18 protein-coding genes and 1 tRNA gene are annotated in these 17,672 nt (G+C 44.8%); 2 read left to right on the forward strand and 17 right to left on the reverse strand.

Annotated elements, in window-relative coordinates; genetic code table 11:
• Positions 1-185: 185 nt before the first annotated feature.
• On the forward strand, positions 186-878 hold the full coding sequence (locus tag JGUZn3_RS07195; protein WP_203412894.1) for an aspartate/glutamate racemase family protein: 693 nt from the start codon (positions 186-188) through the stop codon (positions 876-878).
• Positions 879-1,237: 359 nt separating this feature from the next.
• Here JGUZn3_RS07195 and JGUZn3_RS07200 read toward each other — a convergent pair whose 3' ends face one another.
• The 13 genes from JGUZn3_RS07200 to dcd all read right to left on the reverse strand — a co-directional run bounded on the left by JGUZn3_RS07200 (position 1,238) and on the right by dcd (position 12,428).
• Positions 1,238-2,704, reverse strand: a complete 1,467-nt coding sequence (locus JGUZn3_RS07200) for an L-lactate permease (RefSeq protein ID WP_203412895.1) — start codon at positions 2,702-2,704, stop codon at positions 1,238-1,240.
• 312 nt (positions 2,705-3,016) lie between these two features.
• Positions 3,017-3,685: a phospholipase D-like domain-containing protein gene (locus tag JGUZn3_RS07205; protein WP_203412722.1), complete on the reverse strand. Its 669-nt coding sequence runs from the start codon at positions 3,683-3,685 to the stop codon at positions 3,017-3,019.
• Complete coding sequence (locus JGUZn3_RS07210; RefSeq protein WP_203412723.1) at positions 3,682-4,761, reverse strand: ATPase, T2SS/T4P/T4SS family; 1,080 nt, start codon at positions 4,759-4,761, stop codon at positions 3,682-3,684. Before JGUZn3_RS07210 ends, JGUZn3_RS07205 begins: the two co-directional genes overlap by 4 nt.
• Positions 4,758-5,522, reverse strand: a complete 765-nt coding sequence (gene virB10, locus JGUZn3_RS07215; RefSeq protein ID WP_203412896.1) for a type IV secretion system protein VirB10 — start codon at positions 5,520-5,522, stop codon at positions 4,758-4,760. The genes JGUZn3_RS07210 and virB10 overlap by 4 nt, the downstream gene beginning before the upstream one ends.
• A gap of 197 nt (positions 5,523-5,719) precedes the next feature.
• Positions 5,720-5,795 (reverse strand) — tRNA-Phe (locus JGUZn3_RS07220).
• A gap of 41 nt (positions 5,796-5,836) precedes the next feature.
• Positions 5,837-6,061, reverse strand: coding sequence for a DNA gyrase inhibitor YacG (locus JGUZn3_RS07225; protein ID WP_203412897.1), 225 nt, complete (start codon positions 6,059-6,061; stop codon positions 5,837-5,839).
• Positions 6,058-7,110 (reverse strand): ribonuclease E/G, encoded by a 1,053-nt coding sequence (locus tag JGUZn3_RS07230; RefSeq protein WP_203412898.1) that lies wholly within the window; start codon positions 7,108-7,110, stop codon positions 6,058-6,060. The genes JGUZn3_RS07225 and JGUZn3_RS07230 overlap by 4 nt, the downstream gene beginning before the upstream one ends.
• A gap of 53 nt (positions 7,111-7,163) precedes the next feature.
• On the reverse strand, positions 7,164-7,793 hold the full coding sequence (locus JGUZn3_RS07235; RefSeq protein ID WP_203414857.1) for a Maf family protein: 630 nt from the start codon (positions 7,791-7,793) through the stop codon (positions 7,164-7,166).
• A 91-nt stretch (positions 7,794-7,884) separates the two neighbouring features.
• The gene (infA, locus tag JGUZn3_RS07240; protein WP_203412899.1) at positions 7,885-8,103 is read right to left on the reverse strand and encodes a translation initiation factor IF-1; all 219 of its coding nucleotides are present in this window, start codon (positions 8,101-8,103) and stop codon (positions 7,885-7,887) included.
• A gap of 156 nt (positions 8,104-8,259) precedes the next feature.
• Entirely contained in the window at positions 8,260-9,564 is a 1,305-nt protein-coding gene (gene hisD, locus JGUZn3_RS07245) for a histidinol dehydrogenase (protein WP_203412900.1), read from the reverse strand.
• Positions 9,561-10,298: an ATP phosphoribosyltransferase gene (gene hisG, locus JGUZn3_RS07250; RefSeq protein ID WP_203412901.1), complete on the reverse strand. Its 738-nt coding sequence runs from the start codon at positions 10,296-10,298 to the stop codon at positions 9,561-9,563. The genes hisD and hisG overlap by 4 nt, the downstream gene beginning before the upstream one ends.
• Before the next feature lie 236 nt (positions 10,299-10,534).
• Positions 10,535-11,797: a UDP-N-acetylglucosamine 1-carboxyvinyltransferase gene (gene murA, locus JGUZn3_RS07255; protein ID WP_203412902.1), complete on the reverse strand. Its 1,263-nt coding sequence runs from the start codon at positions 11,795-11,797 to the stop codon at positions 10,535-10,537.
• 76 nt (positions 11,798-11,873) lie between these two features.
• Positions 11,874-12,428: a dCTP deaminase gene (gene dcd, locus JGUZn3_RS07260; RefSeq protein WP_203412903.1), complete on the reverse strand. Its 555-nt coding sequence runs from the start codon at positions 12,426-12,428 to the stop codon at positions 11,874-11,876.
• Between the two features lie 831 nt (positions 12,429-13,259).
• On the opposite strand from dcd, the gene JGUZn3_RS07265 reads away from it, so the two are divergent.
• Entirely contained in the window at positions 13,260-13,673 is a 414-nt protein-coding gene (locus JGUZn3_RS07265) for a CHRD domain-containing protein (protein WP_203412904.1), read from the forward strand.
• Between the two features lie 247 nt (positions 13,674-13,920).
• Here the strand turns inward: JGUZn3_RS07265 and JGUZn3_RS07270 are convergent, their stop codons facing one another.
• From JGUZn3_RS07270 to JGUZn3_RS07285, 4 genes are all read right to left on the reverse strand, one after another.
• Positions 13,921-14,280, reverse strand: coding sequence for a DoxX family protein (locus JGUZn3_RS07270; RefSeq protein ID WP_203412905.1), 360 nt, complete (start codon positions 14,278-14,280; stop codon positions 13,921-13,923).
• 160 nt (positions 14,281-14,440) lie between these two features.
• Entirely contained in the window at positions 14,441-14,566 is a 126-nt protein-coding gene (locus tag JGUZn3_RS12950) for a hypothetical protein (protein WP_408871772.1), read from the reverse strand.
• A gap of 81 nt (positions 14,567-14,647) precedes the next feature.
• Entirely contained in the window at positions 14,648-15,673 is a 1,026-nt protein-coding gene (locus tag JGUZn3_RS07280; RefSeq protein ID WP_203412907.1) for an isocitrate/isopropylmalate dehydrogenase family protein, read from the reverse strand.
• A gap of 173 nt (positions 15,674-15,846) precedes the next feature.
• Positions 15,847-17,643, reverse strand: a complete 1,797-nt coding sequence (locus JGUZn3_RS07285; protein WP_203412908.1) for an aminopeptidase family protein P — start codon at positions 17,641-17,643, stop codon at positions 15,847-15,849.
• Positions 17,644-17,672: the final 29 nt, after the last annotated feature.

Raw genomic sequence — 17,672 nt, forward strand, 5'->3', positions numbered from 1 at the left:
CTTGGATACGAGCTGTTTAATAGTGGTAGACTTACGAACGGGGCTATGAACAAGTGAAAATATTTCTAAAATACATGTTTACCACCCTTATGTTTTTATTCTGGAAATATATGTTTGTTATAAGAGAAAATGGTAAGAGGTATTGCTGGAAAGATAATGACTGAGCGGAGACAGAAAGGATAAATATGAAAAAGCTCGGATTAATTGGTGGGATAGGACCAGAATCGACAATTTTATATTATCAAAAATTGGTTTATGGATTGCAAAGTAAAATCGGACATAAATTTTTCCCTAATATTATTATAGAAAGCCTAAATGTCTTTGAGGTTCTTGATCTGTGTGAAAATAAAGAATATGAGAAGCTCATTCAATACTTAATGGAGGGTATTAACAACCTCATTGCTGGAGGTGCCGAAGTTATTGCCCTTACGGGAGTAACTCCTCATATTGTTTTTGAACAATTGCAGCTTGCTACAGCTGTCCCTTTGATTAGCATTGTAGAATCAACAAGTATAGAAGCTGAGAGAAGAAATTATTCAAAAATTGGCCTGCTTGGCACTAAATTTACAGTGAAATCAGAGTTTTTTAAGACCTCTTTTTTGAATAAAAATATTCAAGTTCTGGTGCCAAATGAAAATGAACAATGTTTTGTTGGTGAAAAAATTTCCAATGAGTTGGAGCAAGGAGTTGTTTTAGAAAAAACTCAAGAAGAGTTTCTTCATATTATTCAAAGAATGCATGAAGAAGAAGAAATTCAGGCAATAGTTTTAGGTTGTACAGAATTACCTTTGCTATTTCGTAATATTCGTTTGCCAATACCTGTTTTAGATGCTCTCGATCTTCACATACAATTGTTGATTGATATTGTTTCTGAATGAATATTTATGTTCTTTAGAGGTAATATTATCATTGTTTAAAGTAAGAAGATAATCCTGATGATGTAGCCGTAAATTTCTTATGGTAAAGTAAAAAATTAAGCATCTAGGATAATTTGTTGGTGTAATATTCTCATCAATAATTTTCCCCCTATTCCATCTATTTTGCCAGTGAGTGAGGTAGGTTTTTGCGAGTTGGGGGGAATGGGCGATGAGGATGGCGTTCTCGCTGTTGCGCCATTCGGCGGACTAGATGTAATTAAACGAGCCAGTTTCTACCGTTTCTTCATCAGTGATGATGATTTTATGAAGTTGAAAAAGTAAAAACAAGAGAGAAATCCTATAGAGGTTTAATATTTTACTTATGATAAAAAATTTTTACTTATCCATGTTGAAAAAATAAGGGTCAGTAGAATAAAGAAAGCCACTCCTAATCCAAATCTTAACAACTGGTATTCTTTAATAACGCTCTCTTGTTCTTGAGGTATATCTTTGGCGATGGTCATAATAAGAACAATGATAGGAATGGATGTAAAAACAGCCTGACCTGCCCCACTATTTTGAGCGCCAGTAAGGGAGTTTAATAACCCGGTATGGTGTCCAATGTTAGCTTGCATATTCATCATTAGGGCGTTGCCACCAAGGTTGGAGCCAGTGATAAAACCACTACTCATACCGATAAGAGGAGATAAAGTAAGGAGGATAGTATTTCCCCAATGATTAAGTATCTGGGCAAACACGGAAATCATGCTGCCTTCTTTCATAGTTTGCGAAAGGAGAATGAAAGAAAATAGGCTAAAGCATGCAATCCAGCTGCGTTTTATTATTCTTTTATGAGGTAAGGGTACAGTATGACCAATAAAGAGAGCAATAGCCACAATGCAAAGAATAATTCCAGGGCTCGTTAAAACTTTAAAAGAGATATTTCCGTAGTGTAAAACTAAAAGTTTACCTAAAAAATCATATAAGCCTGGGATAAAACGTTCGAGCAGGATAAGAACTAAAATAAGCCCATAAGGAGTAAAAGCTTTATAGACCGTTCTTTTGTCTTCCATTAATGAAAGGTTAAAGGTTCGAGGTAATAGTGATGCACCAATTAGGCATACACTAAGACCTGCCATAACTCCCGCAACTTCTACTAGATTGAGTTTATTAAAAAATATTAACGCACAGGAAAGTAAAGAAGCTAACAATAAGCCTGTTACACTATTTTTCAAATTTTGAGATGGTTTTCCCATGGTGTAAAGAGCTGCTAATGATAAAATAGGGAAAACTGGTGCGCTGATTAAAGCGGTTTGCCATCCAAGATTGGGGATAGTGGTATCGGATAAAGTTGCACCAACTATAGTAGCAAGAGCAAGTGTACCCCACGGCATAATATTCATACCGAGCATGGCCAGTCGGTAAGCCTTGAAAGAAGGAAACATATGAAAAAATATTGGAATAGACAGGAATAGAGAAACACCAAATCCTGTTAAAGACTCAACGGCGGGAAGAAGACCAAATAACAGCAGAAAAACCTTATGTTCTTTGGCAAAGGGTAGGGCTTCTATCCATTGTTGGATATTTTTGATAATGTCTTGTTCTTTGAGAATAGCGTTAAAATACAAACCAGGAATGATAACAATGGCAGCACTACAGGTAAGGATTAGAGATTTTATGACTATGGAGAAGCATACATGTGCTGAAATAGGAAAAATATCAGCAGCAAGATAAAAAAGAATACATGCTGTTAAAATTCCATACCCAGCACCTAATATGGCTGATTGTCTAAATACGACAATAGAAACAGCACATATTATCAAGGGGAGTATAGATAGAAGTTCCATAAAGCCTCTTTATATATTTATATTACCTGATGAGCTTTCAATGAGAATGTTATCAGTGTGTAGTTGTTTATCTTTTTCTAATTGTTCAATTATAAATAGGGCTGGTTTTATTTTTATAGAGTTAGTTATTGATAGTCCTTCTAATTTTAAATTTATGTTATGTGGATCGTTAGGGATTTCTATTTTGATAAATATATTATCTAATATTATATTTCAGGCTTCTGAAAAATCATAAAACCTCCAATTTTTAATAATATAATTACAAAATTAATTACTCATAAGAAACTTTATGTAAAGTAAAAAACCGGGTATCTAGATAATTTGTTGGTGTAATATTCTCATCAATAATTTTCCCCCTATTCCATCTATTTTGCCAGTGAGTGAGGTAGTTTTTTGCGAGTTGTGGGGAATGGGAGATGACGAGGGCGTTCTCGCTGTTACGCCTTTCGGCAGACTGTGTGTAGTTGAAGGGGTAGTTTCTACGGTTTCTTCATCAGCGATGATGACCTTGTCGTGCTGGATGGCAAAATCGCTATCCGTGCGGATGAGAATGCCTGCTTCTTTGAGTGCGGTAAGGGCTTTGGTACTGTAGCGATCCCTGTTGCCCTTTTCGTCAACCACCATCCTGACATCCACTCCGCACGCTTTGGCATTGATCAGGGCCGTGGTGATGTTGGGTGCGGTAAAGGAATAGGCCATAATCCGCAACGAGGACTGGGCATTGTTGATGACAGAAAGTACGAGTGCTTCAGCGCTGCCTTCGGGTGAGAAGCCCGCCTGTAGGGTAGGCGCAGGAAGGACAGGGGAGTTTGCAGATGAAGGGGGATGAGGAGAGGGGGAGGCAGCCTGATCCTGCACAAGGGTAATGGGGGCAGGAGTGGTTTCAAAAGCCTGTTTGAGTCTTGGCCAATAAGGGTAAAGGCTTAAAATAATGATAAAAGCTGACAATACTCCATAAACTGTATTCCTGTTCCAGTTCATGACGTTATGCCCCTCTTGCCTTTGGGGTCATAGAGAATTTTTTTGACTTCCCAGTTTTTCATGAAGACAACCACATCAAGGGTCTGCTCTATCTTCCTGCGAATGGTCTCAAATTCCATACCCTGGCCCACCGCACTCTGCTTGACGAGATCAGCAATACGGGAGGAGGTTGTGAGCGCACTGTCGGCATGGGTGGAGAAGATACCCCCTGGATGACCCGTATTAGCCCCGGCCAGATAATCCCATGCCGCTTCATCGCGCAGCTCGGCCATGATGATCCGATCGGGTGTCAGTCTTGTGCAGGCACGCAGGGCTTCACTAACGGTAATCCGACCCACGTCACCCTTTTGCTCATACATCAGGAAGCCTGCTTCTCCCGCATTGGGGGCGGTGATCTCATGAATATCTTCGAGGATGATAAGACGCTCATGGGAAGGGACTTCCAAAAGCAGGGAACGGGTGAGGGTGGACTTGCCAGAGCCGGTGGACCCGGCGACTGCAATATTCTGGTGGTTTTGAACGGCTAGGGTAAAGAAGGTTGGCAAATCCCCTTTATCAAGCAGTTTAAGCATCTCCATTTCAAAGGGGAAAAGCTCGCCTTTCTGGTTTTGCCTTTTGTGGCTGAAGCCTGCAAAGCGCTTTTCCTGTTCAAGCTGGGCCAGAGTTTTGGTCACGGGCAAATGCTTGCGAAAGGAGAGAAGCACAGTGCCCGGTAGCGTTGCCGGAGGCCAGCAGATGATCCCTCGGGTGCCGTCAGGCAACAGCACATCATTAATGGGCTTTCTGCCCTTGCCATTAAAGGCGAGCAGGGCGTTGGTCAAAGTGTGCAGCATGGGTTCTGTTATGGCAGGATCAGGAAAGAATGTCTTGCCTGTGGTGGTGTCACAGACCACTTCGCCAAAACGGTTGATCCTGATCTCAAAGATGTCTGGATCACCAAGATAGCGATCCAGAGGGGAGAGCACCTGTCTTGCAGCATAATCGCGCCGTGGTGTTGGGTTTGGGCTAGGAGTAGGGGATTGGCCCTGACGTAGCTCTTGACTGTGATCCTGACTCGGACTTAGGTTCTGGCTCATGGGGCACTTCCATAAGCCAGTGAGTAAACCGAGGAAAAGTCAAGATCACGAGCCACATAGATAGAAACCACATCACCTTGCTGGTCATAAAGGGTGGGGGGAATATTGACCGTGTTCTGCAACACAGTATTGCCCATCTGGCTGGTCTGTTGCTGGGTATTGGAGGTGGAGATATTGGCCGTGTTGTGTTTTTGCGTGAGATTTGACAGCGTGCCAATAGTAGACTGGCTTAGGTCAGAGAACAGGCTGATCATCATTGCATCGCCAAAGCGGTCGAAGAAATGGGTATCGACCTGTCCCTCGATGCCAGCACTGCCCAATCGGTTGGTGCCGGGGCTATCAAGATTGACCACCACACCATCAGGATTGCGCAGACGTGTCCACAAGACAAAGATACGCTCCTGTCCGTGAGCAAGACCAGAAGAGACCTCCCCATCCACCACAGCCCCTTTGTCAATCAGACGGACTGTGCCATCAGCTGAAAACACATCCCGGCTGACCCGGCACGAGACCAGCCCTGCTACAGTGGTATCGAGCTCTGTTAATGTCCCACAGGTGATCATTGTTCCCTTGGGCACCATAAAGCGTGGATGGGCCATAACAGAAGCCAGAGCTGGGGCACGATGATCGCCTGAAAGTCTTCTGCTCAAGGCAGAACTTTCTTCAGACCTGCGTTCAGGCATCGGTTTTTTCTCGGCACTTCCTGTATCACTACCAGAACCAATAGACCCCCCAAACCCACTTTCCAGCCTGCGCTGCAAGGCCAGCTCTTCAGGAGTGGGAATATGCTTTTTTGGGAGAGAGGTGGGTGGCCAGACTACAACAGTAAGGTTTTTCTTATTTGTTTTTGTTTTTTAAGGGGAGAAGGAACGGTTTGCTAAAATAGAGCGATAACGTAATTGTGCTTACACCCAACTACACCAAATGATCACATAAACCATTGAAATAAAAAAATTAATGGTGCCCAAGGGCGGGATCGAACCACCGACACTGCGATTTTCAGTCGCATGCTCTACCAACTGAGCTACTTGGGCAAGAAGGGTATTTCAATAACCTTTCTTCGTAACCAAAGGCTTTACCCTATACTGTCGTTTTGATCAAGCCGTGTTTTGTGATTTTCTAATAATATTTTTTCATTCTCAGGGTCTGACTCTTTATCGGGAAGAGCATATTGCCCATTCAGCCACTTTCCAAGGTCAATATGTGAGCAGTGGGCAGAGCAAAATGGTCGGAATTGATCTATGGTTGGCTTATGGCAAATGGGACAGACGGCTTGAGAGGTGCTAGATTTTGAGCTCATAAGGTGGCACTTTTCCATTGAAAACCAGTTAAAGCGGGAGAAAGAACAAAAGAAAGTCTGTATCCACTAAATCTATAGAATTCTTCCGAAAGCTCTGGATGATCGGTCATCAGTGTTAATAAAAGTTTTCCACATTCAATAGTCAATAGGGTTGAGGGAGGAAAATGGGTATGTTGCTTCCAAATTTGGCACAAGCATTCCAAAGTTTGGCCATAAGGAAGGGAAAATAGCTCATGTAGGGGAGGGCGTAAGCGTGGGCGAAGGATTTCTGCAAATCCTAACGCTGAGAATCCCAAGAATTTAGGTTTGAGAGGATCAAGATTTGTAAGGGTTGTGAGCATATGAGCAAAGGTTTTTCGCTTGCGTTGGGGTAGGCCTGCAAGATCAATAAGGATAGCCCCTGAGAGATTCCTTAGTTGGATATGGCGCATAATGAGGGGGAGAGCTTGCTGATTTAATGCATATTGAGCAGAAAGCTTTGTATGGTGGCTTTGAGTTGCCTGGGCAGTGTCCATATCGATAACAATAGCCGCAGGTGTGGGGCTAAAGCTTGCTGTCATTCCATTCGGAAGGGAAATAATAGGAGAGAGGAGATCTTCTATCTGGTCTTGTAAGGGATTTTTGTGAGAAGAGGACAAAACATGACAGTGGCTCTGCCGATTGGTGGGGAGTATATGCAAATATTGCAAGCTATTAATATAGAGGGGTGCGTCTGGATAGCGTGCAATCAGGGTGTCGATAGGGGTAGCCCCATACTGAATAAGCTGTATAGAGCGCTCTGAAGGAGAAGTATGAAAAGCTTGGGGGCGTAGGCGCGGTCCTTTACCATTTTGTGCGCTTTTTACAATTTGCACATGCACAAATTCCCCTTCCTGATTGAAGGTTTTGTCTTTTTCATCAGCAAGAAAGCCACATTCTTTTTCGCCGATATCAACAAAAGCCCCTTTCAGGGTGGGGACATATTGTGTAATGCGCCCTATATATTGATTGCCTAATCCGTCTGGAGTGAGGGGTGAATAATAGGCAAAGTCCTGCAAGTCTGTACCCATTAAGGCACCTGCCAGTATTCTGCCTGGTGAGCAGTCTATATAGATAGAAAGCCTTATGGGAGCCATCCTTGCCCACGAAAGAGTTGTGCTGTTTCAAAAAGGGGAAGCCCTACAACGTTGCTATAGCTTCCAGAGATAAATTTTACAAAGCTTGCGGCATAACCCTGGATGGCATAGCCCCCTGCTTTATTTTTCCACTCTTCCGTACTGAGATAATGAGCAATTTGTGTTTTCGAAAGGCGGTTAAAGCTAACAACAGTTTGCACTGTGCGGCTGGCTAGAGCCTTGGGAGGCACGGAGGAGGAATGGGCTGGCAAAAATTTATAAAGGGCAACAGTGGTAATGGCCCGATGCCTGCGCCCTGACAAATATTCAAGATAAGAACGCGCTTGTTGAGGATCTTCTGTTTTCGGAAATAGACGCCGGGCAGTGCAGATAACGGTATCAGCAGCGAGAAGAAGGCTTTCAGGGGGGGCTTGGCCTGCTGCTTGGCTTAAGCAGGCCAAAGCTTTAAGATGAGCAACCCTTTGGCAATAGACTCTTGGCAGTTCATGGGGATGCAAAGCTTCATCGATGTTAGGAGAAAGGAGCAAATCAGGGGTAAGGCCAATCTGGGCTAAGAGTTCTAGCCGCCTTGGTGAAGAAGAGGCCAGTACAAAGAAAGCTTTTTTTCTTTGTAGCAGAGGTACAGAACCCTCTTCAGGGAAGGTTTTTTCTAAAGAGCCTGCCTGGGTATTGAAAAGGGAGGAAATAGGAGGAATCCTTAAAATAAACCTATTTAAAGCGGAAAGTAATACGCCCCTTGGTTAGGTCATAAGGAGTCATTTCTACATTTACCCGATCCCCCGCAAGCACCCGAATGCGATTCTTGCGCATTTTACCACTTGTATGGGCTAAAATTACGTGGTCATTATCCAGCGTCACCCGGAACATGGCATTGGGAAGAAGTTCAGTAACTGTGCCACTGAATTCTATCATGTCTTCTTTAGACATTCGTATCCTTTTAGATTAAACAAAACAAAGTTGAATTAAACAAAACAAAGCCAATAGAATCGGCAAAGGTTGCTGACCTTATACCGAGAAAGTAATTCTCTGGGCTGAATAAGTAAAGTTTCTTGCTTTTTAGGTCAAGCTTTTTAGATTAGGCTTTTATGGAAGAGGATCCAGATCCTTTAAGCGAAGGGCTATACTGGCGGCGTGAGCATGAAGGCCTTCGGCCTCGGCAAGGGTAACACCTGCTGGCCCAATACGGCGTAAACTGTTTGCCGAGGTCTCCATAAAAGTTGTACGCTTGAGGAAGTCAAAAACTGATAGTCCAGAGGCAAAGCGTGCTGTGCGGTTGGTCGGAAGGACATGATTGGGCCCCGCAACGTAATCACCGATGGCTTCAGGGCAGAGGTGCCCCATAAAGACAGAGCCAGCATGGCGAACACCTTCAAAAAGGGTTTTTGGGTGCTCGACCATCAACTCAAGATGTTCAGGAGCAATCTGGTTGACGAGCTCTAGTGCCTCTTGCCAGTTTTTAACAATAATAACAGCACCATGGTTTTCCCAACTGGTTTTGGCAATAGCTGCTCGTGGCAAATCTATCAGGGTTTTATAGACCTCTTCAATCACCTGCTTGGCAAACGATTCATCATCGGTCATAAGAATAGATTGGGCCATTTCATCGTGCTCAGCCTGCGCAAGAAGATCCATGGCAATATGTTGGGGAGAGTTTTGGGCATCGGCAATAATGACCACTTCTGAAGGGCCTGCAATGCTATCAATCCCTACGTAACCAAAAACCTGACGCTTTGCTTCAGCCACATAGGCATTGCCTGGGCCTACAATACGGTCAACTGGGGCAATGCTTTTTGTGCCATAGGCCATGGCTCCTATAGCTTGAGCACCACCAACGCGGTAAATTTCAGTCACACCTGCCTGTTTGGCTGCAGCTAACACGAGGGGATTGAGCTGTCCTGCAGGTGTTGGCACACACATGGCCATACGTTTTACCCCGGCAACCTTAGCAGGAATGGCATTCATTAGCACCGAAGAAGGGTAGGCCGCCTTGCCACCGGGTACATAAAGACCAACTGCATCAAGGGGGAGCCATTTCATCCCCAGTAAGACCCCAGCCTGATCGGTATATTTTATATTCTCGGGGATTTGGGTTTTATGGAAACTTTCAATACGTTGGGCTGCTAGGATAAGGGCTTCCCGTAGGGAGGAGGAGAGAGAATTCCATGCGTCCAGAATTTCTGTATCTTTTACGCGAAGAGTGGTTTCTGAAATAGCCACTTTGTCAAACTGCTGGGTATAGGCAAACAGGGCTGTATCGCCCTTGTGGCGGATTTCTGTAAGGATCTCCCGGACTTGCTCACTAACGGAGGAGGTGTTGTTTTCCCGCTGGCTCAATATAGCGGCGAAGGCCTGCGTAAAGTTTGTATCATTGGTAGAAAGCTGCTTCATAATGTTGTCGAACCTTCGGCAAGGGCGTTTTGGAAATGCTGAATAATGAGATTGATTTTTTGCGGTTGGGTTTTCAGTGCTGTGCGATTAACAATAAGCCTGCTGGTGATATGAGCAATTTCCTTAATCTCTTTGAGGCCATTGGCTTTAAGGGTAGACCCTGTATCAACAAGATCGACAATGAAGCGTGAAAGGCCCAGTGTGGGGGCAAGCTCCATAGCTCCGTGGAGGTGTACAATATCGGCCTGAACCCCTTGGGCTGCAAAGTATTTTTTGGTGATGTTCGGATACTTGCTAGCTACCCTGATTTGTGACCATCGACTAGGATCGTCATGATTGGCCTCTTGAGTTGGTTCAGCAATACAGATGCGACAGGCCCCAATTTTAAGGTCTAGCGGGGCATAAATTTCCGGATAATCAAATTCCATCAGCACATCAGCACCGCAAATGCCAATTTGTGCGGCACCATAGGCAACAAACGTTGCCACATCAAAAGAACGCACGCGAATGACTTCAATCGTATCATGATTGGTCGAAAAGCGAAGCTTACGGCTATTCTCGTCAAGGCATTCCGGATCAGGGATGATATTGGCCCGTTCCAGCAAGGGCAAGCTGGCCTTGAGAATGCGTCCCTTGGGAAGAGCAATAACCAACGGGCAGGTAGGGCTTGCCTTATCAGAAAAGGGTGTTGGGTGCTGCAGGGGAGAAGAAGGAGGAGTGTGGGAATGGGCCATAAGGATTAAAAAACAGTATTGGGATAAGGGATGAAGATCGTTAAGGTTTTTAGGCACCAGAAAGGGAAAACAGTTTAAAAAACCGAACCACTAGAAAATGCAGGGCAGTAAGGTATAGTGGGTTTATCTCCTCCAAAAGGTTCGATAATACAGCATTGTTAGTGGCTCATGACGATAAGAACAGTCCATGCAGATAGGGGAAAAATTATTAACCAGTTATTCTTATTTTTCAAGAATTATGAGTGAATACGTTCAATTTGAGCGCCACAATGGCTGAGTTTTTTTTCTACAGCCTCATAGCCTCTATCAAGATGGTAAATCCGGCTTAGAACAGTTTCTCCGTTGGCAGCAAGGCCTGCAAGAATGAGAGAAAAAGAAGCCCGTAGATCTGTGGCCATGACAGGCGCTGCAGAAAGGGAGTGCACACCGCGGATAATAGCCGATGATCCATGTACGTTAATTCGCGCACCCATACGGTTAAGTTCTGGCACATGCATGAAACGGTTTTCAAAAATGGATTCTGTAATCATTGCAGCGCCTTCGGCAACACTGAGAAGAGCCATAAACTGGGCCTGCATATCGGTAGGAAAGCCAGGGTAAGGTTCTGTCATAATATCGACCCCGCGAAGGGCTCCGGTGCGCTGGGCCCGTATGCCATCTTTTTCCTGCGTAATTTCGACCCCAGCTTCTTCCAGCAGACGGGCCACACTGCCCAGATGTTCCAGCTTGCCCCCCACAAGTTTGAGGTTCCCCCCTGTAATACCGGCAGCACAAGCGTAAGTACCACATTCTATCCGATCTGGAATAATACTATGCGTGGCTTTATGAAGTTGGTCTACCCCTTCGATGAGGAGATGATCGGTGCCGATCCCTTTAATTTTGGCCCCCATTTTTATGAGGCATTCAATAAGGTCTTCAATTTCTGGTTCACGGGCTGCATTGACAATTTCAGTTACACCTTTGGCCAGCGTTGCTGCCATAACCAGGTTTTCGGTTGCCCCTACCGAAACAAAAGGCATGACAATACGCTCGCCCTTTAACCCTTTAGGGGCCTGGGCATCCACATAGCCATTATCAAGGTTAATTTTAGCACCTAGGGCCTCCAGGCCTTTCAGATGGAGATCCACAGGGCGGGTGCCGATGGCACATCCTCCTGGTAAGGAGACTCGCGCCTTACCCACACGGGCAAGTAGAGGGCCCAAAACCAAGATGGAAGCACGCATTTTGGCAACAATGTCATAAGGGGCTTCTGTGTTGGTAATTTCTCCCCCCAGGGTCAGAGTATGGGGATGATTATGGTCTTTCTCTACGGTAATGCCATGTTGGGCCAGGAGGCTGCACATGGTTTGGATGTCGGTAATTTTCGGAACGTTTTTAAGAACGAGTTTTTCTGATGTCAGCAAACCGGCTGCCATAATTGGTAAGGTCGCATTTTTTGCTCCCCCAATTTCAATCTGGCCTTTAAGGGGGCGGCCGCCACGAATAAGAAAACGATCCATAGATTTACCAAGCCTGTAGAATTGTGTTGGAAAGAGAGTGAAAGAGAGGATTTAAAATTCCCTAGAGCCAAATTCCCTAGAGACGTGGGCCTGCCACACCTTGTTGGTGCATATATTTTCCTGCCCGGTCAGCATAGCTCGTTTCGCACGGGCTAGCACCTTGAAAGAACAGAAATTGGCATATGCCCTCATTGGCATAAATGCGGGCTGGCAAAGGGGTTGTGTTACTAATTTCAATTGTTACCTGGCCTTCCCATTCTGGCTCAAGGGGGGTAACATTAACAATAATGCCGCAGCGGGCATAGGTGGATTTTCCAAGGCATATGACCAGAGTATCCCGCGGAATACGAAAATATTCTACAGTACGGGCCAAGGCAAAGCTGTTGGGGGGAATAATGCAGGTGGATCCTTTGCGAGTAACGAAGCTTTCTGTCTGGAAATTCTTGGGATCTACCAAGGCATTATCAACATCAGTGAAAATTTTGAACTCGTCTGCCACCCGTGCATCATATCCGTAGGAGGAAAGCCCGTAAGAAATAACACCGTCACGTTTTTGGCGCTCTACGAAAGGCTCTATCATCGCGTGGTCTTGTGCCATGGTTCGAATCCATGTATCGGGCATGATAGACATTTGCATCTCCTTGTGATTTAGGCGCTTTCCAGAGCTCACACTTGTAGGGATAAAAAAGGAAGGGCAGAGTTTTTAAGGGTTTGTTAGTGTATCTTTATGGCGATTAATAGGGTGTTGATCATTTTTCTGGAGTGGAGAAGAAGACGTAGACGCAGGGGTGCGGTCTCGTGTCTGTTGTTTTCTTTTCAGAAGGTTTTCCCTTAGAGCAGTAGCTTCCCGGGTTTTTCTAGTCTGGGAGTGGGGCGGCGGGTCTGGCGGTAAAGTTTTCATACGTCAAGCAAGCTGGATGTTGGGGCAAAGATCGTGAGGCAAAAGACCACAAAGAAGCGTTAAGAGACAGGACAATAGACGAATACCCTTTTTATTACATCAGAAACCAAGCGCTGAAAACCTATAATTATAATGCAGCGTTATAAATCGTAAAGCGGGGGCGTGAAGAGGGCTAAAATATTCAGGCGCTTTTTGGTACGGGAAGGGCCCAGGCCTATTTTGTTTCTGCTGTTTTATCTCTTCTACTGTTTTATGTTTGGGAATAATGTTGTTTAACAAGCATAATAGCCTATCTTATTATATTAGGGGAAAGACCGATTACGCCAGATGGTTAAAGTGCCAGTTCGTGTGGCCTATTGAGGTAGGCTAAAGATATTCGTTAGTATTTTAAATAAAAAAGGACATTTTATGCTCTGTCGTAGGAGTTATAACAAAACACGGGGCTTCGCATCGCTAGGGGTTCCCATATCTGCATTTTTGCTTGTTACGAGCTTGGTTTATTCTTCTAAAGCTTCAGCTGAGATAATCAGTTTTGGAGGGCATCTTTTTGCGGAAAAAGGCGTGCATAAGAAATCCCGTCTAGGCAATGCTGTGGTGCCAAGTGGTATGGTAACAGCGGTGCTCAATACGGTTACCCATCGCTTGAGTTTTACAATTGCCTATCAGGGGTTATCAGGGCACATTACTGTAGCGCATTTTCATGGTCCTGCTGAGGAGGGGAAAGATGCTCCCGCCATTTTAACAATTGCTCCTCCCTATGAAACAGGCATGCATAGGGTTGTAACAATTTCCCCAGCAATGGAAAATTACCTAAAGCAAGACAAGGTTTATATTAACTTACACACGATTGAGAACATTAAAGGAGAAGCCAGGGCCCATCTGATACGAAGTAAAGTAGACGATAAACTCGATCAAAATGTTAAGGAAGACCCATTGGGTGTCCCAGGTGAAGAAAAAGCGTCAGGTACTTACTAGTTAGTATTAGGCACTGACTAGTATCAGGCACTTATAGTATAGGCACTGATTTAGTAGTAAGGCTTTACGAGCTAAAATCGCTGTTAAGGTCGGCTTTGGGAGCTTTTTTCATCAGACTGAAAGCAACCCCCCTATCGCCAAAAAAGGCAGGGTAGGGGGCGTATTATTGAATAAAAATGAGAAGTAATATTTTTTTGATAATAAATAGATGAATTCTATTGAGATCAGAGAAAATAATAAGAGTTTATTAGGCGGAGGGGTGGGAGGTGTAATTTTTCTTTTTTTTGAAGAAGATGCACAAAAGGCCAATAAGACCAATACTGTCAGGCAGGGCATCTTTAGGGCTGCTATGCGTAAGGCTAGCGATTATTTTGCAAATGCTAGCCGCTCCTAATATCAGGCAACCCAGTTTACGGGTGGGTTTAAGCGTAAGGAGTGCAGCGCCAGCCACTTCGGCCGCCCCCATAATTTTCATATCTTTGGTTTTCCAGCCCCAGTTAAAAAACTTTTCTCGCAAGCTGGCTTGCCCAGCAAGTTTGGCAGCTCCACAGCCAGCATAGGCCAATGTTACAACAGTTCTTATAATACAGCCACATTTTTTAGACATATAAAATTCTCCGCTACAAAATGGATAAAAATTAACTTAATAATGAAACATAGAAAGGTTTACCTTATCTTACTAGTCTTGTCTGGGATAAAAATACAATCCTGAAAGCGTAAAGTGGCCTATCTTCTTAATATATTATAAGCAGTCTACCTGCTGGTTTCTATGAGGAACAGCATATTGTGATCTTTCCCCATCCCTGACCAACAAAAAAACCAAACACCTTATCTTCTTCATTCTTATATTGCTCAACCGTATCGTCATGTTCTGCCAATATGTTTTCAACAATCCATTATTGTACGTAATCTTAAAAGGTGAGAGGAGATTTGTTGAGTTTGTGAAGGTGTTTTTTAAGACAATAGAAAATCATTTAGTCTAAAAAATGGATAAGGGCTTGTTCCATATCACGTGTGCTGGCAGTTCCCCCAATATCAGGGGTCAGGGCTTTTCTATCCTTGATAACCCGTTCTATGGCTATTTCGATCCGTTTTGCGGTGTTTTCGTGCTTCACATGGCGTAGCATAAGGGTTGCTGCCATAAGAAGGGCAAGAGGGTTTGCGGTATTTTTTCCTGCAATGTCGGGCGCTGAACCGTGAACCGCTTCGAAAATGGCAGCGTCAGTTCCGATATTGGAACCAGGTGCTAACCCAAGACCACCAACGAGGCCTGAGGCAAGGTCAGAGAGGATATCGCCAAACAGGTTGGTGGTGACAATCACATCGTAATTCCAAGGGTTGATAACAAGCTGCATGGCGCAGGCATCAACAATACGTTCATCAAAATCCACTTTTCCTGCGTAGGTTTTGGCGACTTTTCTGGCTTCTTCTAGAAAAAGGCCAGAGAGTTTTTTAAGAATGTTGGCCTTATGCACAATGGTAACTTTTTTACGGCCATTGGCCATAGCGTAGTCAAAAGCAAATTTTACAATACGTTGGCTTTCCAAGCGGGTTGTATAGCCAGTACAGGTTGCTATGCCTTCTTTATAGCCGTCAGCAGGCAGGTAGTGCTCTTGGGCCGCATAAAACCCTTCTAGATTCTCTCTAACCACCACAAGGTCGATATCAGAAAACCTGCCTTCAGGAATAAGGGTTTTTACCGGGCGCACATTAGCGTAAAGGCCAAATTCCTGCCTGAGTGTGACATTGATGGATTTAAAGCCCCCACCAACAGGCGTGGTCAATGGGCCTTTAAGAGCCAAACCGGTTTTACGGATGCTCTCAAGAGTGTTTTGGGGAAGAGGTGTGTCATACTCCTCAATGCCTGCGAGGCCTGCTTTATGGGATTCCCATACAAAGGGGGCTTGGGCCGCTGTGAGGACAGCTGTGACAGAGTCCATAATTTCTGGGCCAATGCCATCTCCAGGAATAAGTGTGGCGGGGATCTGTTCAAGGCTCATGCTGGGTTTTCTCCTTAAAGGTTTTAATTTTTTAAGGCATGAAAAACGAAAAGGCAAGAATACAGGCGGTCATTTTTCTCTATAATCTTTCTATCTATGACGGTTTTGAAGTTATAGGAAGCTAAGATTTTCTGCGTTGAGGATAGGCGGAATAAGAACTATTGAAAGGATGATCATGATAGAGTTATAGGTTCGCAGGCTACTCTAAGCCAGTCCTGCTCTTGCGGGGTTAACTGAGGGGAAATAGTCTGAAAAATGCGCGAATGATAGGTGTTAAGCCACTCTACTTCTGGCGCTGTAAGAAGGGTGGGGTTAATGAGCCTTCTGTCGAAGGGGACAAGGGTTAGCGTTTCAAACATTAAAAAAGGACGTTGGGGAGTATCGGGCACTTCTTGAACCAGGATAAGGTTTTCAAGGCGGATACCATATTGCCCTTCTTGATAATAGCCTGGCTCATTAGAAAGGATCATCCCTGCTTGTAAGGGGATAGATGGGACAGAAGAAATGCGTGGGGGGCCTTCATGGACAGAGAGATAGCTGCCTACTCCATGGCCTGTGCCGTGGTCATAGTCAGCATGGTGGCGCCATAAAAACATACGGGCTAGGCTATCAAGTTGAGACCCTGTGCAACCCTTTGGAAAATGTGCGCTGGCTAAGGCAATATGCCCCTTTAATACCAAAGTATACATCATGGTTATTTCGAGGGGAGGGGGTTCGTTACCTAACCAGAACGTACGGGTGACATCTGTTGTACCTTCCAGATATTGGCCCCCACTATCAAGTAAGTAAAGGGCGTTGGTCGAAAGAGTATGGGCACTCTCGTTGGTGGCTTTATAATGGATAATGGCCCCTTGTGGCCCAATCGCTGATATAGCGGGGAAACTGTCTTCCTGGTAAGTTTTGTCTTGTTTTCTCAAGGTTTCTAGTTTGGCAGCAGCTGTTATCTCTGTTTGCTGTTCAAGTTGCTCGGATGAGAGGAAATGGAGCCAGTAATTAAAACGGCATAGGGCAATCCCATCTTTGAGATGGGCCAGCCGAGCGCCTTCCTGCTCGATGGGGTTTTTACAGGATTTCAGGATCAGGCATGGGTCAGGTTTGGGAATAAGCTGGGCCTGAGCAGCCCTCAGGAGTGAGAGAAAACCAACAGAGGTAGTCGCTGGGTCGTATTGTACCACCTTATGGTGTTGTTGTGTGAGGATATCAGCCATTGAAGAGCGGTTGGCAAAACTGACATCCTTCCCGACCCATTCTTTGATTTCGGGCGAAATATCGTTTTTGTTGGTAAAAACCTCCATATGCCCATCTTGAAAAAATAAGGCACAGAGCAATGCAATAGGGGTATAGGCGATGTCATGCCCACGAATATTTAACAGCCATGCAATATTGGTGGGGTCGGTTAAAAGCAAAAGATCGGTTTTTGTGTTTTGAAGGGTCTGCGCTAATGTTTGCCGTTTACTCTCGCTGCTGACCCCAGCATAAGAGAGGGGATGCACAACCAGCTGGGAATGGGGATAAGCTGGTTGATCCTTCCATAGCCTGTCAATAGGATTATAGTCTATGGGGGCGAGGGGAAGGCCAGCATCCTGGAAAGGTTTAAGCGCGCGTTCTGTCATGAGCCATGGGTCATAGGCAATCGGTAAAGCCTCTGCGGGCAGGAGGGTTTTAAGCCATTGACTGGGAGGCGTTTGGGTCATATGAAATGTTTCCCAAAGGGTAGGATCTACTTGCTGCTTCATCTGAAGGGTATAGCGCCCATCTGAGAAGAGGGCAGCATGGGTTTGTGTAACAATGGCTAGGCCCGCACTGCCGCTAAAATGACTAATCCATTTGAGTCTTTCGGCATAGGGGGCTGTATACTCATTCATGAATTCATCATCATGAGGTATAATAACCCCCCCCAGATTGCTTTCTTTCAGAAGAGAACGAAGAGAGGAAAGTTTATCGGCGGAGGAAAGCGTGCTTGTAGCCATGGGATTTCTCTATAATTTTATAAGGTTAA

Origin of the sequence: Entomobacter blattae (genome assembly GCF_014672835.1) — a bacterium.
Taxonomy (GTDB): Bacteria; Pseudomonadota; Alphaproteobacteria; order Acetobacterales; family Acetobacteraceae; genus Entomobacter; species Entomobacter blattae.

Coding starts and splice junctions, on each gene's coding strand:
- JGUZn3_RS07195 (WP_203412894.1), top strand. CDS start 186: ATGAAAAAGCTCGGATTAATTGGTGGGATAGGACCAGAATCGACAATT.
- JGUZn3_RS07200 (WP_203412895.1), bottom strand. CDS start 2,704: ATGGAACTTCTATCTATACTCCCCTTGATAATATGTGCTGTTTCTATT.
- JGUZn3_RS07205 (WP_203412722.1), bottom strand. CDS start 3,685: ATGAACTGGAACAGGAATACAGTTTATGGAGTATTGTCAGCTTTTATC.
- JGUZn3_RS07210 (WP_203412723.1), bottom strand. CDS start 4,761: ATGAGCCAGAACCTAAGTCCGAGTCAGGATCACAGTCAAGAGCTACGT.
- JGUZn3_RS07225 (WP_203412897.1), bottom strand. CDS start 6,061: ATGAGCTCAAAATCTAGCACCTCTCAAGCCGTCTGTCCCATTTGCCAT.
- JGUZn3_RS07230 (WP_203412898.1), bottom strand. CDS start 7,110: ATGGGTACAGACTTGCAGGACTTTGCCTATTATTCACCCCTCACTCCA.
- infA (WP_203412899.1), bottom strand. CDS start 8,103: ATGTCTAAAGAAGACATGATAGAATTCAGTGGCACAGTTACTGAACTT.
- hisD (WP_203412900.1), bottom strand. CDS start 9,564: ATGAAGCAGCTTTCTACCAATGATACAAACTTTACGCAGGCCTTCGCC.
- hisG (WP_203412901.1), bottom strand. CDS start 10,298: ATGGCCCATTCCCACACTCCTCCTTCTTCTCCCCTGCAGCACCCAACA.
- murA (WP_203412902.1), bottom strand. CDS start 11,797: ATGGATCGTTTTCTTATTCGTGGCGGCCGCCCCCTTAAAGGCCAGATT.
- dcd (WP_203412903.1), bottom strand. CDS start 12,428: ATGTCTATCATGCCCGATACATGGATTCGAACCATGGCACAAGACCAC.
- JGUZn3_RS07270 (WP_203412905.1), bottom strand. CDS start 14,280: ATGTCTAAAAAATGTGGCTGTATTATAAGAACTGTTGTAACATTGGCC.
- JGUZn3_RS07280 (WP_203412907.1), bottom strand. CDS start 15,673: ATGAGCCTTGAACAGATCCCCGCCACACTTATTCCTGGAGATGGCATT.
- JGUZn3_RS07285 (WP_203412908.1), bottom strand. CDS start 17,643: ATGGCTACAAGCACGCTTTCCTCCGCCGATAAACTTTCCTCTCTTCGT.